We start from the raw sequence: 15,070 nt of genomic DNA, 5'->3' as shown, positions 1-15,070 counted from the left end.
GCAAACTCACGCCGATCCGAACAGCTGCGCCATGGTCTGGCGCAGCCAGCGGTTCGACGCATCCTGGTGGTAGCGCTCGTGCCAGTGCTGCTTGACTGAAAAGCTGGGCAGCTGCACGGGCAGGGGCAGGATGCGGAACGCTTCGTGGTCCTGCATCTGCAGCGCGTAGCGGTACGGTACGGTCACGATGTATTCAGTTTCGGCGACGATGCGCGATACGCCCAGGAAGCTTGGCAGTTTCAGCACGATGCGCCGCTGCACGCCGGCCGCCGCCAGCACTTTTTCCACGATGGAGTGGCCCGTGCCCGAGCTTTTCACCTCGATATGCCCCTCCGCCAGGAACGCTTCCACAGTAATCGTGTCGCGGATGCGCGGGTGGCCGCTGGCCACCAGGCAGACGAAATGCTGGTCGAAACAGTTTCTGCTGATAGAACCCCGATTCCAGGTGCGGCATGAAGCCCATGGCCAGGTCCACTTCGCCGCCTTCCAGCCGTGCCGGCGTGTCGGTGGCGATCTTCGACACGTCCAGCGTGATGCCGGGTCCCGTCTGCTGCAGGTGGTTGAGCAGGGTGGGCAGCAGCACGATTTCGCTGATGTCCGTCATGCAGATGGCAAATTCGCGCGTGCTGGCGGCCGGGTCGAACACGGGCTGGTCGGCCAGCGCATGCTGCCAGGCGGCAATTGCCGCGCGCACATCCTGCACGGCGTTTTGCGCGCGCGGCGTCGGCTCCATGCCTTTCGAGGTGCGCGCGAACAGGCGGTCGCCGAAATGCGTGCGTAATTTCCCCAGGCCGATGCTCACGGTCGACTGGGGCAAGCCCAGGTTTTCCGCCGCGCGCGTCACGTTGCGGCTTTTATAGATCTCGTCAAAGATGAACAGCAGTTCGATATCGAAGCGCGACATAAGAGGATTCCACCATTATTTAAAAACGTGATTGTTGCTATTGTATTCCATCGCTTTACCAAATATTGACCTGTCGGCACACTGCTTGTCATACCAAGAGCACAGCAAACGTGCTGCGCGCAAGCACACAGATCAATTGGAGGAGAGAAATGGAAACTAACCACAAGCCGTCCGTGCTGATCGTCGGCGGCGGCATCGGCGGCATGGCCGCCGCGCTGTCCCTGTCGCGCCTGGGGCTGGCCGTCACCGTGCTGGAACAGGCATCGACCCTGGGCGAGATCGGCGCCGGCATCCAGCTGGCGCCCAATGCCTTCGCCGCGCTCGATGCGCTGGGCGTGGGCGAGCGCACCCGCGCCCGCGCCGTGTTCACGGAACGCCTGGTAATGATGGACGCCGTCGACGCCACCGAAGTGGGCACCTTCGTCGTCGACGCGGCCTTCCGCCAGCGTTTCGCCAACCCCTACGCCGTGATCCACCGGGCCGACATCCACGGCGCCATCCTCGACGCGGTGCGCACCTCGCCCCTGATCACGTTTGTCACGTCGTCGCAGGTGACGGACGTGGCGGAAGATGCCGACGGCGTCACCGTCACGGACGCGGCGGGGCGCAGCTTCCGCGCCGATGTGCTGATCGGCTGCGATGGCGTCAAGTCCGTCATCCGCGAGCGCATCGTGGGTGACCAGGTGCGCGTTTCCGGCCACGTGGTGTACCGCGCCGTCGTGCCGGCCGCCGACATGCCGGCCGACCTGCGCTGGAACGCGCCCGTCGTCTGGGCCGGTCCGAACTGCCACCTCGTGCACTACCCGCTGCGCAACGGCGAGCAATACAACCTGGTGGTGACTTTCCACAGCCGTGAGCAGGAAGCGTGGAGCGTCACGGACGGCAGCAAGGAAGAAGTGCTGTCCTACTTCGACGGCATCCATGCGCAGCCGCGCCAGCTGCTGCACAAGCCGACCAGTTGGAAACGCTGGAGCACGGCCGACCGCGACCCCGTCGCCAACTGGAGCACCAGGCGCATGACCTTGCTGGGCGATTCGGCCCACCCGATGCTGCAATACCTGGCGCAGGGCGCCTGCATGGCGCTGGAAGATGCCGTGACCCTGGGCGAAGCCGTGCGCGCCTGCGACTTCGACATGGCCGCCGCCTTTGCGCTGTATCAAACCTCGCGCATCGCCCGCACGGCCCGTGTCGTGCTGTCGGCGCGCGAAATGGGCCGGCTGTACCACGCCAAAGGCGTCGAACGCCTGGTGCGCAACGACTTGTGGCGCGGCCGCACGCCGGCGCAATTCTATGAAGCGCTGGCCTGGCTGTACGGCTGGACGGCGCAAACCTGCCTGGCCGCCACCGAAAAGGAGGCAGCATGACTTCCCAGCAAACGCCCGAACGCGAAGCTTTATATGAGGCCCTGAGCAGCATGCATCTGTCGCCCCTGTGGCAGTCGCTGCACACGCTGGTGCCGCCGCAGCCGACGGCGCCGTATGCGGCCGCCCTGTGGCGCTATGCCGATATCGCGCCGCAGCTGGCGCGCGCCGGCGAAGTGATCACGGCCCACGAAGCCGTGCGCAGGGTTCTCGTGCTGGAAAACCCCGCCTTGCCGGGCCGCTCGTCGATCACGCAATCGCTGTACGCGGGCCTGCAGCTGATTCTGCCCGGCGAAGTGGCGCCGTCGCACCGCCACAGCCAGTCCGCGCTGCGTTTCGTCGTGAGCGGGCAGGGCGCCTACACGACGGTGGCGGGCGAGCGCACCACCATGCGCCCGGGCGACTTCATCATCACGCCGTCGTGGACCTGGCATGACCATGGCAATGTGGGTATCGATGGCGTCTGCGAGCCTGTCGTCTGGCTCGATGGCCTCGATATTCCCATGCTGCGCTATTTCGATTCCGGTTTCGCGGAAAACGATACGCAGGACAGCCAGACGGTCAGCCGTCCGGAAGGCCAGAGCTTCGCCCGCTACGGCTACAACATGGCGCCCGTAAAACCCCTGCACGCGGGCGCCACCTCGCCCATCTTCAATTACCCGTATGCCCGCTCGCGCGAAGCGCTGGCGCTGCTGTCGCGCACGGACGCCATCGACGGCTGGCACGGCTACAAGCTCAAATACGTGAACCCGCTGACGGGCGGCTCGCCCATGCCGACCATGGCCACCTTCATGCAGCTGCTGCCCAGGGGTTTCAAGGGCAAGCGGGCGCGCAGCACGGACGGCACCGTCTACAGCGTCGTCGAGGGGCAAGGCACGGTGACGATAGGCGGGCAGGTGTTTGATTTCGCCCCGCGCGACACCTTCGTCGTGCCGTCGTGGGCTCTTGTCTCCTTCGACTGCCCGCAGGAAGACGTCGTGCTGTTCAGTTTTTCCGACCGCCCCGTGCAGCAAGCGATGGGCGTGCTGCGCGAGCAGTTTTTGACCGATTGATTTTTTCACAGGACTTCACCATGACCAACTTCATCTTCGCCCCCCAAGCCATCGCCGGCCTGCCCATCGTCGGCAGCGACAGCCAGTTCCCCGTGCGCCGCATCTACTGCGTGGGCCGCAACTACGCCGCCCATGCGCGCGAAATGGGTTTTGACCCGGACCGCGAACCGCCATTCTTCTTTTGCAAGCCGAATGACGACAAGTCCGTCGTCCCCGTCTTCCCCGGCGTAACGGCCACGGTGCCGTATCCGGCGCAGACGTCGAATTACCACCATGAGATCGAGCTGGTGGTCGCCATCGGCAAGGGCGGCAGCAATATCGCCCTGGAAGACGCGGCTTCGCACATCTTCGGCTATGGCGTGGGCCTGGACATGACGCGGCGCGACCTGCAGATGCGCATGCGCGAGCAGGGCCGCCCCTGGGAAATCGGCAAGGCCTTCGATTACTCGGCGCCCATCGGCGCGCTCACGCCGATTGCGGCGTCCGGCGAGATCACCACGGGCGCCATCGTGCTGGAAGTCGACGGAAAAATCGTGCAGACGAGCGATTTGACGCACCTGATCTGGTCCGTCAATGAAGTCATCGCCAACCTGTCGACCCTGTTCGAGCTGCAGCCGGGCGACATCATCATGACGGGCACGCCAGAAGGCGTGGGCGCCGTCACCGCCGGCCAGACCATGGAGGCGCGCATAGACGGTTTGACGCCGATCAAGGTCGCCGTGCAGTAAACACCATCGGGCCAGCGCGGCACAGACCGCGCAGCCCCAGCGAACAACAATAACGGAGACAAGACCATGACTACCCACGCCGGCACCGACGTCCAGCACTTCCTCGACAGCCACCCGTTTTCCCGCTACCAGAAGCTGATCCTCTGGCTATGCTTCCTCATCGTCGCCATCGACGGCTTCGACACGGCCTCGATCGGCTTCATCGCGCCCGCCATCCGCGCCGAGTGGGGCTTGACGCCTGCCGCGCTGGCGCCCCTGTTCGGCGCGGGCCTGTTTGGGCTGATGGCAGGCTCTTTTCTGTTCGGCCCCTTGGCGGACCGCTACGGCCGCCGCCCCGTGCTGATCGTCTCCGTCGCGTTTTTCGGCGCGGCCAGCCTGCTGTCGGCCTGGTCGACGGATCTGACGATGCTGCTGGTGCTGCGCTTCTTGACGGGCCTGGGTCTGGGCGGCGCCATGCCCACTTCCGTGACCATGACGTCCGAATACTGCCCGCAGCAGCGCCGTTCCGGCCTGGTCACCATGATGTTCTGCGGCTTTACCATCGGTTCCGCGCTCGGCGGCCTGGCCTCGGCGCAGCTGCTGCACCTGATCGGCTGGCGCGGCGTGCTGATGCTGGGCGGCGCCTTGCCGCTGCTGCTGGTGCCCGTGCTGATGCTGGCGCTGCCCGAATCCTTGCGCTGGCTGGTGCTGAAAGGCCGCGACGGCAGCCAGACCATCATGCGCCGCATCGCGCCCACCGTAGCCGCCTTGCCGCGCCTGGTCGTCAGCGACAAGAAGCTGGCCGGCTCGCCCATGGCGGAACTGTTCCGCCCCGGCGTCATCGGCGGCACCTTGCTGCTGTGGTCCACGTTCTTCATGAGTTTATTGATCATTTATCTGCTGTCGAGCTGGATGCCGACTTTGCTGAACGGCAATGGCCTGTCCCTGTCGAATGCCTCGCTGGTGACGATGATGTTCCAGGTGGGCGGCACGGTGGGCGCCATCATGCTGGGCCGCTGGATGGATCGCTACAGCCCGCATAAAGTGCTGAGCATCGCCTACCTGGCGGCCGCCGGCTGCATCGTCGTCGTGGCCCTGTCGGGCAGCAGCCTGGCCCTGCTGGTGCTGGCCGTCTTCGGCGTCGGCTTTGGCGTGAGCGGCTCGCAAGTGGGCGCCAATGCGCTGGCCGCCGCGTTTTACCCTACGTCGAGCCGCGCCACGGGCGTCAGCTGGGCCGCCGCCGTGGGCCGCAGCGGTTCCGTGCTCGGTTCCATGGCCGGCGGCCTGATGCTGACCCTGAAACTCGATAACGAAACCATTTTCTTTTTGCTGGCCATTCCCGCCGTGCTGGCATCCCTGGCCTTGCTGGCCATGGGCCGCCTGATGCGCGCCCGGACTGCGGCCGGCGCCGTTCCCGCCCCCCTGAAAGAGAGCACCATATGAAATTGCATGGCTATTACCGCAGCTCCGCGTCCTACCGCGTGCGCATCGCGCTGAACCTGAAACAGCTGCACCCCGACACGGCCTATGTGCACCTGAGCCGCAATGGCGGCGAGCAGTTCACGCCCGCGTTTTCCAGCCTGAACCCGCAGCAGCTGCTGCCCGTGCTGGAGGATGGCGGCGCCGTGCTGACGCAATCCCTGGCCATCATCGAATACCTGGACGAGACGCAGGCGGGGCAAAAGCTGCTGCCCGCCGATGCCCTGGGCCGCGCCCGCGTGCGCCAGCTGGCCATGGTGTGCGCCTGCGACATCCATCCGCTGAACAACCTGCGCGTCCTGAATTACCTGACGGGGCCCCTGGCCCTGTCGCCGGAGCAGAAGAACGCGTGGTACCAGCACTGGACCCATCTGGGACTGGCCGCGCTGGAAGTTGAGCTGGCGGGCGGCGCACATACGGGCATGTTCTGCCATGGCGACACGCCGACCCTGGCCGATTGCTGCCTGGTGCCGCAGGTGTACAACGCGCGGCGCTTCCAGTGCGACCTGACGCCGTATCCCACGATCCTGCGCATCGTCGCGCACTGCGAGGCGCTGCCCGCGTTCCAGCAGGCGCATCCGGATACACAGCCAGACGCAGAATAAAAACCACAAAAAACGGAGACAAGCATGAGAAAAATCAACGCCATCACCATGGCGCTGCTGGGCGCGTGCGCCTGCGGCACCGCATCCGCGCAAAGCGGCGTCACCCTGTACGGAGTGCTCGATAGCTCCGTGGCCTACACGAGCAATGTCAATGCGGCCGGCGACAGCCAGGTGAAAATGCCGACACTGACGGGTTCACTGCCGTCGCGCTTCGGCGTCAAGGGCGTGGAAGACCTGGGCGGCGGCTTGCAGGCGATCTTCGCGCTGGAATCGGGCTTCGGCGTCGACACGGGCATCGCCGGGCAGGGCGGGAGACTGTTCGGCCGCCAGTCGTGGGTGGGCCTGAAGGGGCGCTATGGCAGCGTGATGCTGGGGCGGCAAATGAATATGTCGTTCTGGGCCACGCAAAAGTCCGACATCATGGGCCCGGCCCTGTTTTCCATCAGCAGCCTCGATCTGTACCTGCCGAATGCGCGCAGCGACAACGCCATCGGCTACCTGGGCACGTTCTCGAACGTGACCGTGGGCGCCACCTACAGTCTGGGGCGCGACGCTTCGGCGGCGGGCGGGCCTGCCGCCACGGGCTGCGTGGGCGAAGTGGCGGGCAATGCCAAGGCTTGCCGCCAGATCACTGCCTTGCTGGGCTACGACACGGGCCGCTACGGCGCCACGGCCTCGTACGACATCCTGTACGGCAACGCGGGCGCGGCCAACGGCCTGACGTCAAGCCGCCACTTCGACCGCCGCGTGATCGCCAGCGCCTATGCCATGCTTGATCAGCTGAAAATCGGCGGCGGCGTCATCGACCGCAGCATCCGCGCCGCCACGGGGCCGGTCGACTCGCAACTGCTGTATGTCGGCGCGGCGTATCCGCTGGGCCCAGCGCTGGTGCTCGACGGGCAGCTCGCCAGACTGGCCGTCAAGGACAGTGCGAACGATGCCACCCTGGCCACCGCGCGCCTGACGTATCACCTGTCCAAACGCACGGCCATCTACGCCGCCATCGGCCGCATGGACAACGACGGCGCGGCGGCCGTGGCGCTGGACGCGGGCGGCACCGTGGGCGCGGGGCGCACGCAGAACGGCGTGATGGCGGGGATGCGCCACTTTTTCTGAGCGCCGTCCCGGCTTTACCGCGCCGCCAGGGCCGCGGGCGCGGGCGCCTGCCAGCCGCCGCCCAGCGCCTTGTAGGTGGCGACCGCCGCGCGTGCGGCGGCCGTTTGCGCCTGGGCGCGCGCATCCTCGGCCTGCAACAGCTGGGCGTCGGCCTGCAGCACATCGTGGCGGCTGGCCGCGCCCTGTGGAAGGCCGCCAGCGCCGAGGCGCGCGCGTGCTCCAGCGCAGCGACGCCCTGCGCCAGCAGACCTGCCTGCTGTTCGTATCCGAGCAGTGCCGAACAGGCATTCTCCACGTCTTCCGTGGCATGCAGCACGGCCAGCCGGTAGGCCGCCAGCAGTTCGGCTTCCTGGCCACGCGAAGCCTCGATCTGCGCATCGATGCGGCCGAAATCGAACAGGCGCCAGCGCATGCCGAGTACGCCCGCGGCCTGGCCGGAGCCGCTGGCAAACAGGGCGCCGCCGGCCGTGGCGCTGCCAAATAGGGCGCCAAAATTGAATTTCGGGTAGTACTCGGCAACGGCCGCGCCGGTGCGTGCGCTCGCCGCGGCCAGGCGCCGCTCGGCTACGAGCAGGTCGGGCCGGCGCCGCAGCAGGTCGCCCGGCGCACCGCCGGCCGTGATGCGCGGCGCGGCCGCGATGTTGCCGCTGGCGGGCAGTTCGTGGCCATGGGTGCCGGGCGCCGCGCCCAGCATCACGTCGAGCGCATGCAGCGCCACCTCGCGTGCCGTTTCCAGGCCGGGAACGACGGCGCGCGCCTGCGCCAGCGATGCTTCGGCCTGCCGCAGCGCCGGCTCGTTTGCCAATCCCTTGTCATATAACAGCGTGGTGAGTTCCAGCCGCGCCGCGCCGGTGTCGATCTGCCGGCGCGCCAGGTCGAGCCGCACCTGCAGGCCCTGGATGGACAAATAAAGGTCCGCCGTTTGCGCCGCCACGGCCAGCCGCGTTGCGGCCCAGCCAGCGTCGCTGGCCTCGTAATCGGCGCGCGCCGCTTCACGTTCGCGGCGCAGGCCGTCGAACAGGTCGAGTTCCCACGACGCTTGCAGGTTCAATTCGCGCGCGCTGCCGGCGCGCTCATGGCCTGGCGTGGCGTTCAGGACCTGGCCCAGCGGCGTTTGCACCGACTGGTAGGCGCGCGCCGCCTGGCCGCCGATGCTGGCCGACGGCAGCAGCGCGGCGTCGTCGGCGCACCCGTGGCGGCGCGCGCCTGCCTGACCCTGGCCTGCGCCTGCTCCAGGTCGAGGTTTTGCGCCAGCGCCACCGTTACCACATGGGTCAGGCGCGGATCGCCGAAGGCCGTCCACCACTGCCGCAGTTCGGCAGCGTCAGCAGTGTTGGCACCCTCGCGCGCGCCGAGCGCCGCCTGGTGCAGATACTGCGCCGCTTGCGGCAGTTCGGGCCGGCGGTAGTCCAGGCCAGCAGTGCAGCCGGTGGCGGCCAGGCCGGCGGCGATCAGCAGAAAGGGGAGGCGCAGGCGTGGCAATGGCATGGTGGTCTTCCAGTTCAAAAGAGAATAATGAGTGACTATAGTACATATTGGTCACTTATTGTGCATTCCGTCGCGGCGCGTTAAGCTGTCGCCATGAATTCCACCACACCCGACACACCAAGCCCGGCACGCGGCCCCGCCGGCCACGACGTGCGCGACCAGATCGTTGCCGCCGCCACCGATTACTTCAGCCGCTACGGCTATGAAAAGACGACTGTCTCCGACCTGGCCAGGGCGATCGGCTTTTCCAAGGCCTATATCTATAAATTCTTCGAATCCAAGCAAGCCATCGGCGAGCATATCTGCGCCAGCTGCCTGCGCCAGATCGAAACCGAGGTAAGAAGCGCGGTGGCGGCGGCCGGACAGCCGCCTGAGCAGTTGCGGCGCATGTTCCGGGCCAGCGTCGAAGCCAGCTTGCGGCTGTTTTTCCAGGACCGCAAGCTGTACGACATCGCCGCCTCGGCCGCCACCGGGCGCTGGCCTGCCGTGCAGGCCTACGAGCTGGCGATGGGCGCCCTGCTGCAGGATATCTTGCTGCAGGGGCGCAAGACGGGCGACTTCGAGCGCAAGACGCCGCTCGACGAGACGGCCAGCGCGATCTACCTGGTGATGCGCCCCTACGTCAATCCCTTGCTGCTGCAACACAGCGTCGACAGCAGCGAAGCGGCGGTGCTGCAACTGTCCAGCCTGGTGTTGCGCAGCCTGTCGCCATAGCTTCGCGTTAATTTGTGACTGTTGACTTATTTGGTCGCTGGTACCAGAATGAGAATCCTGATCACTCATTCATGGGATTCTTATGCGCTGGCGCCGCCTCGCTTCATCTGTAGTCATCTCCACCTTGCCCCTGGCCATGAGTGCCTGCGCCGACAAGGCGCAGGCCGATCCGCGCACGGCCGTACCGCTGGTGCGCGCCGTCCCGGTGCAGGGCGCCGAAGCGGGCACGCGCAGCTTCACGGGCGTGATCGCGCCGCGCGTGCAAAGCGATCTTGGTTTTCGCGTGGCCGGCAAGGTGCGCGAACGGCTGGTCGACGCCGGCCAGGCCGTGCGCCGTGGCCAGCCATTGATGCGCCTCGACGCCGACGACCTGCAGCTGCTGGCGCAGGCGCGGCTGGAGTCCGTCACGGCCGACCGCGCCCGCGCGCGCCAGGCGGCGGACGAGGAAGCGCGCTACCGCGACTTGCGCGGCACCGGCGCCATCTCGGCATCGAACTACGATCAGGTAAAGGCGGCGGCTGACGCGGCCGGGGCCCAATTGAAGGCGTCCGAAGCCCTGGCCGGGGTGGCGCGCAATGCGCTGCAGTACGCGCTGCTGCTGGCCGACGCCGACGGTGTCGTGATGGACACCCTGGCCGAACCGGGCCAGGTGGTCGCGGCCGGGCAGGTGGTGGTGCGCCTGGCCCATGACGGCCGGCGCGAAGCGGCGATCCAGCTGCCGGAAACCGTGCGTCCCGCGCTCGGCTCCACGGGCCACGCCATCCTGTTCGGCAGGCCCGGCGCCGGCGTGCCGGCCACCTTGCGCCAGCTGGCGCAGACGGCGGACCGGCAAACGCGTACCTTCGAGGCGCGCTATGTGCTCGACGCGGCGCTCTCAAACGCACCGCTGGGCGCCACCGTCACCCTGCGCCTGCCCGGCGCGCATGCCGCCAGCGGCACCGTGCAAGTGCCGCTGGCGGCCCTGCACGATGCGGGCAAGGGACCGGGCGTGTGGGTGATCGCCGGTGCGCCGGCGCAAGTGGCCTGGCGGCCGGTGAAGGTGTACGGGTTGCACGATGACCGCGCCGACGTCAGCGGCCTGAAGGCGGGCGAACGCATCGTCGCGCTGGGCGCCCATCTGCTGCACCAGGGGGAGCGGGTCAGGGTCGAACCGGTGCCAGCGGCCGCTGGCGCGGGAGCGCATCCATGAGCGCGGCGGGCTTCAACCTGTCGGCGCTGGCCGTGCGCGAGCGTTCCGTCACCCTGTTCCTGATCTGTCTCATTTCGCTGGCGGGCCTGCTGTCGTTCTTCAAGCTGGGGCGCGCCGAAGACCCGGCCTTCACGGTCAAGGTGATGACCATCGTCACCGCCTGGCCTGGCGCCAGCGCGCGCGAAATGCAGGACCAGGTGGCCGACAAGATCGAAAAGCGCCTGCAGGAGCTGCGCTGGTATGAACGGGCCGAGACCTACACCAGGCCGGGGCTGGCTTTCACGACCCTGACACTGCTCGACAGCACGCCGCCCGGGCAGGTGCAGGCCGAGTTTTACCAGGCGCGCAAGAAGGCCGGCGACGAGGCGGCCAATTTGCCGGCCGGCGTGATCGGCCCCATGATCAATGACGAATACGCCGACGTCACCTTTGCCCTGTATGCGCTGAAAGCCAAAGGCGAGCCGCAGCGCCTGCTGGTGCGCGAGGCGGAAACCTTGCGCCAGCGGCTGCTGCACGTGCCTGGCGTCAAAAAGGTCAATATCATCGGCGAGCAGGCCGAGCGCATCTACGTGGAGTTGTCGCAGGAACGTCTGGCTACCCTGGGCGTGCGGGCGCAGGACGTGTTCGCGGCGCTGCACGGCCAGAATGCCCTCACGCCGGCCGGCTCGGTCGAAACACGGGGGCCGCAAGTGACCATCCGCCTCGACGGCGCGCTTGACGCGCTGCAAAAGATCCGCGATACGCCGGTGGTGGTGCAGGGGCGCACCTTGGCCCTGTCCGATATCGCCACCGTACGCCGTGGCCAGGTAGACCCGGCCAGCTTCATGGTGCGCAACGGCGGCGAGCCGGCGCTGTTGCTGGGCGTGGTCATGCGCGACGGCTGGAACGGGCTGGACCTGGGCAAGGCGCTGGACGGGGAAGTGACGGCCATCGGTGCCGCCATGCCGCTGGGCATGAGCCTGGCCAAGGTCACCGACCAGTCCGTCAATATCAGCGCGGCCGTCGACGAATTCATGCTCAAGTTCCTCGCCGCGCTGCTGGTGGTGATGCTGGTGTGCTTTATCAGCATGGGCTGGCGCGTCGGCATCGTGGTGGCCGCCGCCGTGCCGCTGACCCTGGCCGTGGTGTTCATCGTGATGGCCGCGACGGGCAAGAACTTCGACCGCATCACCCTCGGTTCCCTGATCCTGGGCCTCGGCCTGCTGGTGGACGACGCCATCATCGCCATCGAAATGATGGTCGTGAAAATGGAGGAGGGCTACAGCCGCATCGCCGCCTCCGCCTATGCCTGGAGCCATACGGCCGCACCGATGCTGGCGGGTACCCTGGTGACGGCCGTCGGCTTCATGCCCAACGGCTTTGCCCGCTCCAGCGCGGGCGAATACACGAGCAATATGTTCTGGATCGTCGGCATCGCGCTGATCGCCTCGTGGGTGGTGGCGGTCGTGTTTACGCCCTACCTGGGCGTCAAGCTGCTGCCCGAGCTGAAAAAGGTCGCCGGCGGCCATGACGCGCTGTACGACACGCCGCGCTACCACCGCTTTCGCCGCCTGCTGGGGCGCGTGATCGCCCGCAAATGGCTGGTGTTCTGCACCGTGATCGGCCTGTTCGTGCTGGCCGTGCTGGGCATGGCCGTCGTCAAGAAGCAGTTCTTCCCGATCTCCGACCGCCCTGAAGTGCTGATCGAGGTGCAGCTGCCCTACGGCAGCGCGATCGGACAGACCAGCGGCGCGGCGGCGAAAGTGGAAGCCTGGCTGGCGCGCCAGCCCGAAGCGAAGATCGTCACGGCCTATGTGGGCCAGGGCGCGCCGCGCTTTTATCTGGCGATGGGGCCGGAATTGCCCGATCCTTCGTTTGCCAAGATCGTCGTGCGCACCGACAGCCAGCAGGCGCGCGACAGTCTCAAGCAGCGCTTGCGCGCGGCCGTTGCCGCCGGCCTGGCGCCGGAGGCGCGCGTGCGCGTCACGCAACTGGTGTTCGGCCCGTATTCGCCGTTTCCCGTCGCCTACCGGGTCAGCGGCCCCGATCCCGAGGTGTTGCGCGGCATCGCCGGCGAGGTGCGGCGCGTGATGCAGGCCAGTCCCATGATGCGCACCGTCAATACCGACTGGGGCACGCGCACGCCCACCCTGCATTTCAGCCTGCAGCAGGAGCGCTTGCAGGCGATGGGATTGAGCTCCGCCGCGGTGGCGCAGCAGCTGCAGTTCCTGCTCAGCGGCGTGCCCGCCACCGCTGTGCGCGAAGATATCCGCACGGTGCAGGTGGTGGCGCGCGCGGCTGGCGACGTGCGGCTGGATCCGGCGCGCATCGCCGATCTGACCCTGGCCGGCGCGAACGGCGAACGCATCGCGCTGTCGCAGGTGGGCAGCGTCGAGGTGCGCTGGGAAGAACCCGTGATGCGCCGGCGCGACCGCCAGCCGACGATTACCGTGCGCGGCGACATCGCCGACGGCATGCAGCCGCCCGACGTCTCGGGTGCCATCACGGCGCAGCTGCAAGCCGTCATCGACAAGCTGCCGGCCGGCTACCGCATCGAGCAGGCCGGCTCCATCGAGGAATCGGCCAAGGCAACGCAAGCCATGCTGCCATTGTTCCCCATCATGCTGGCATTGACCTTGCTGATGATCATCCTGCAGGTGCGCTCGATCTCGGCGATGGTGATGGTGTTCCTGACCAGCCCATTGGGCCTGATCGGCGTCGTGCCCACCTTGCTGCTGTTCCAGCAGCCGTTCGGCATCAATGCGCTGGTCGGCCTGATCGCGCTGTCGGGCATTTTAATGCGCAATACCCTGATCCTGATCGGCCAGATCCACCAGAACGAGGCGGCCGGCCTGGCGCCGTTCGACGCCGTGGTCGAAGCGACCGTGCAGCGCGCGCGTCCCGTGATCCTCACTGCGCTGGCGGCCATCCTGGCCTTTATTCCGCTGACCCATTCGGTCTTCTGGGGCACCTTGGCCTATACCCTGATCGGCGGCACGTTTGCCGGCACGGTGCTGACCTTGGTGTTCCTGCCCGCCATGTATGCGATCTGGTTCCGGATACGGCCGCAGGCTGTATAGCTTGAATAGCGGGCCGGAGACGCGGGCCTGAGAAAATGCCGATGGCGGCGTTGCGGCTTCCTTGCCGTACTGGCGTACTGTCTGCGTCGCCGCGCCTTGCCCTCGGCATTTTTCAGGTCCGCTTGGCCCGGGGAGCCTGTCTTTCTGACTTGGGCCGTTTCGTGGCTTGCTTGTTTGCTTGTTTTTTGTTTTTTGTTGCTTGTCTCTTTCTCTAGGCTCCGGCGGCATCCTGCCGGTAGCGCGCCGGCGGCAGCGCGAATTGGGTCTTGAAGAAGCGGGTGAACGCGCTTTGCGAGGAAAAGCCCAGGCGCTCGCCGATTTCCACCACGCTCAGGCTCGTTTCGCGCAGCAGGCGGCGCGATTCGCGGCTTTTCGCGCGCAGTTCCAGTGCGCGGAACGAGGTCTGCTCCTGCTGCAGCTGGCGCTGCAAGGTCCAGCGGTTCATCGCCAGGCCGTCGCACAGGGCCGGCAGCAGCGCGGCGCCGTCGGCGTCCCCGGCGCCTTGCCGGCCCAGCAAATCGATGATCGCCTGCTCCACGCGGGCGGAAAACAGCTGCGCCCCCTGCAGCTGCTGCAATTGTCCCTGTGCGTGCCGCAGCGCGTGCGGCGCCAGCATGGCGTTGAACTGGGCGAAGGGCCGGTCCAGCGCTGGCGCGTTGAAGGTCAGGGTATTGCGCGCCTGGCCGAAGGTGGCGGCGGCGCCGAAGCACTCGGCAATGGCCGGCGCGAACCACGGCGCCTTGCCCTGGAAACCGGCATGGAAGGCGGTGGCGGCGCCATCGTCATAGGCGCGCGCCACCAGCGACAGCATGCGGAAATTGGCCAGCGCCTGCATGGCGCCGCCCAGCGGGCAGAACTCGGACAGGTATTCGATCTCGATGCGCGTGCCATTTTCGCTCATCAGCATGAAGTCGAATTCGCCGATCAGGCCCCGCAAGTGCAGCAGCTCGTGCAGCGCGCCGCGCAGGGTGGGGCGGTTGAAGCAGACGTGGGCGATGCCCGAGTAATGCGCGAACCAGTGCGTCACGTCCAGGTCGAGCAAGCCGCGGTGCTGCGGCAGTTGCTGGGCGTAGGCCGTCATGCGGCGGTGCCGCTCGGCGTTGATGCGGCCGCCCGGCTCCTCCATCTGCGCCGGCGTGATGCCCGTCTGGCGGAAAAAGTCGGCGGGGTCGTGCCCATCGGCCTGCATGGCGCGCGCGCATTGCTGCGCGATGCGGTTCGAAACCGTGCGCGTGTCGGGTTTGTGCAAGGCTGCCTCCTGCTTATTCTGCTTGTTGTAGTAATTTTTCACAAATATTAGCACTTTGTAGGAAATTGTTGGTTGTCGTGGCGCTTAACCAAAAATTGTTCTCGCGGGTATAAAACGCGTGCTGCGCGGTCAAGAAACTCACGCATT

Annotated in this window: 11 protein-coding genes and 2 pseudogenes; 9 read left to right on the top strand and 4 right to left on the bottom strand. The window is 66.9% G+C overall.

Annotation, left to right across the window (positions count from 1 at the left end; all coding sequences use genetic code 11):
* Positions 1-6 precede the first annotated feature (6 nt).
* Positions 7-390, bottom strand: a complete 384-nt coding sequence (locus ACQVLG_RS25270; protein WP_474291608.1) for a LysR substrate-binding domain-containing protein — start codon at positions 388-390, stop codon at positions 7-9.
* Between the two features lie 100 nt (positions 391-490).
* Positions 491-904 (bottom strand): annotated as a pseudogene (locus tag ACQVLG_RS25265) (LysR family transcriptional regulator); the annotation flags it as partial.
* Positions 905-1,053: 149 nt separating this feature from the next.
* Here ACQVLG_RS25265 and ACQVLG_RS25260 point away from each other — a divergent pair.
* The 6 genes from ACQVLG_RS25260 (at position 1,054) to ACQVLG_RS25235 (ending at position 7,224) form a co-directional block, all read left to right on the top strand.
* A complete protein-coding gene (locus ACQVLG_RS25260; RefSeq protein WP_474291607.1) occupies positions 1,054-2,268 on the top strand; it encodes a 3-hydroxybenzoate 6-monooxygenase in 1,215 nt (404 codons plus the stop codon).
* Positions 2,265-3,317, top strand: coding sequence for a gentisate 1,2-dioxygenase (gene gtdA, locus ACQVLG_RS25255; RefSeq protein ID WP_474291606.1), 1,053 nt, complete (start codon positions 2,265-2,267; stop codon positions 3,315-3,317). Before ACQVLG_RS25260 ends, gtdA begins: the two co-directional genes overlap by 4 nt.
* A 20-nt stretch (positions 3,318-3,337) precedes the next feature.
* Positions 3,338-4,045 carry a fumarylacetoacetate hydrolase family protein gene (locus tag ACQVLG_RS25250; RefSeq protein ID WP_474291605.1) on the top strand — a complete coding sequence of 236 codons (708 nt, stop codon included), beginning with the start codon at positions 3,338-3,340 and terminating at the stop codon, positions 4,043-4,045.
* 66 nt (positions 4,046-4,111) lie between these two features.
* Positions 4,112-5,467, top strand: a complete 1,356-nt coding sequence (locus ACQVLG_RS25245; protein ID WP_474291604.1) for an MFS transporter — start codon at positions 4,112-4,114, stop codon at positions 5,465-5,467.
* Complete coding sequence (gene maiA / locus ACQVLG_RS25240; RefSeq protein WP_474291603.1) at positions 5,464-6,108, top strand: maleylacetoacetate isomerase; 645 nt, start codon at positions 5,464-5,466, stop codon at positions 6,106-6,108. Before ACQVLG_RS25245 ends, maiA begins: the two co-directional genes overlap by 4 nt.
* Positions 6,109-6,132: 24 nt before the next feature.
* Positions 6,133-7,224: a porin gene (locus ACQVLG_RS25235; RefSeq protein WP_474291602.1), complete on the top strand. Its 1,092-nt coding sequence runs from the start codon at positions 6,133-6,135 to the stop codon at positions 7,222-7,224.
* A gap of 14 nt (positions 7,225-7,238) precedes the next feature.
* Here ACQVLG_RS25235 and ACQVLG_RS25230 read toward each other — a convergent pair.
* A pseudogene (locus tag ACQVLG_RS25230) lies at positions 7,239-8,712 on the bottom strand (efflux transporter outer membrane subunit).
* Positions 8,713-8,805: 93 nt separating this feature from the next.
* Here ACQVLG_RS25230 and ACQVLG_RS25225 point away from each other — a divergent pair.
* The 3 genes from ACQVLG_RS25225 to ACQVLG_RS25215 all read left to right on the top strand — a co-directional run bounded on the left by ACQVLG_RS25225 (position 8,806) and on the right by ACQVLG_RS25215 (position 13,674).
* The gene (locus ACQVLG_RS25225; protein WP_474291601.1) at positions 8,806-9,426 is read left to right on the top strand and encodes a TetR/AcrR family transcriptional regulator; all 621 of its coding nucleotides are present in this window, start codon (positions 8,806-8,808) and stop codon (positions 9,424-9,426) included.
* 82 nt (positions 9,427-9,508) lie between these two features.
* Positions 9,509-10,615, top strand: a complete 1,107-nt coding sequence (locus ACQVLG_RS25220) for an efflux RND transporter periplasmic adaptor subunit (RefSeq protein WP_474291600.1) — start codon at positions 9,509-9,511, stop codon at positions 10,613-10,615.
* Positions 10,612-13,674 carry an efflux RND transporter permease subunit gene (locus tag ACQVLG_RS25215; protein ID WP_474291599.1) on the top strand — a complete coding sequence of 1,021 codons (3,063 nt, stop codon included), beginning with the start codon at positions 10,612-10,614 and terminating at the stop codon, positions 13,672-13,674. Before ACQVLG_RS25220 ends, ACQVLG_RS25215 begins: the two co-directional genes overlap by 4 nt.
* A 211-nt stretch (positions 13,675-13,885) precedes the next feature.
* Here the strand turns inward: ACQVLG_RS25215 and ACQVLG_RS25210 are convergent, their stop codons facing one another.
* Entirely contained in the window at positions 13,886-14,923 is a 1,038-nt protein-coding gene (locus ACQVLG_RS25210; RefSeq protein ID WP_474291598.1) for a helix-turn-helix transcriptional regulator, read from the bottom strand.
* Positions 14,924-15,070 lie beyond the last annotated feature (147 nt).

The sequence above is a fragment of the Janthinobacterium sp. TPC_1 genome, from assembly GCF_056037845.1.
The sequence above is the reverse complement of the archived record's forward strand: the minus strand, read 5'-3'. Positions and strand labels throughout refer to the sequence as shown.

Bases quoted from the DNA above. Each gene is read 5' to 3' on its own strand.
- ACQVLG_RS25250 (WP_474291605.1), top strand. From the start codon at position 3,338: ATGACCAACTTCATCTTCGCCCCCCAAGCCATCGCCGGCCTGCCCATC.
- ACQVLG_RS25235 (WP_474291602.1), top strand. From the start codon at position 6,133: ATGAGAAAAATCAACGCCATCACCATGGCGCTGCTGGGCGCGTGCGCC.
- ACQVLG_RS25260 (WP_474291607.1), top strand. From the start codon at position 1,054: ATGGAAACTAACCACAAGCCGTCCGTGCTGATCGTCGGCGGCGGCATC.
- ACQVLG_RS25225 (WP_474291601.1), top strand. From the start codon at position 8,806: ATGAATTCCACCACACCCGACACACCAAGCCCGGCACGCGGCCCCGCC.
- ACQVLG_RS25215 (WP_474291599.1), top strand. From the start codon at position 10,612: ATGAGCGCGGCGGGCTTCAACCTGTCGGCGCTGGCCGTGCGCGAGCGT.
- maiA (WP_474291603.1), top strand. From the start codon at position 5,464: ATGAAATTGCATGGCTATTACCGCAGCTCCGCGTCCTACCGCGTGCGC.
- ACQVLG_RS25245 (WP_474291604.1), top strand. From the start codon at position 4,112: ATGACTACCCACGCCGGCACCGACGTCCAGCACTTCCTCGACAGCCAC.
- gtdA (WP_474291606.1), top strand. From the start codon at position 2,265: ATGACTTCCCAGCAAACGCCCGAACGCGAAGCTTTATATGAGGCCCTG.
- ACQVLG_RS25220 (WP_474291600.1), top strand. From the start codon at position 9,509: ATGCGCTGGCGCCGCCTCGCTTCATCTGTAGTCATCTCCACCTTGCCC.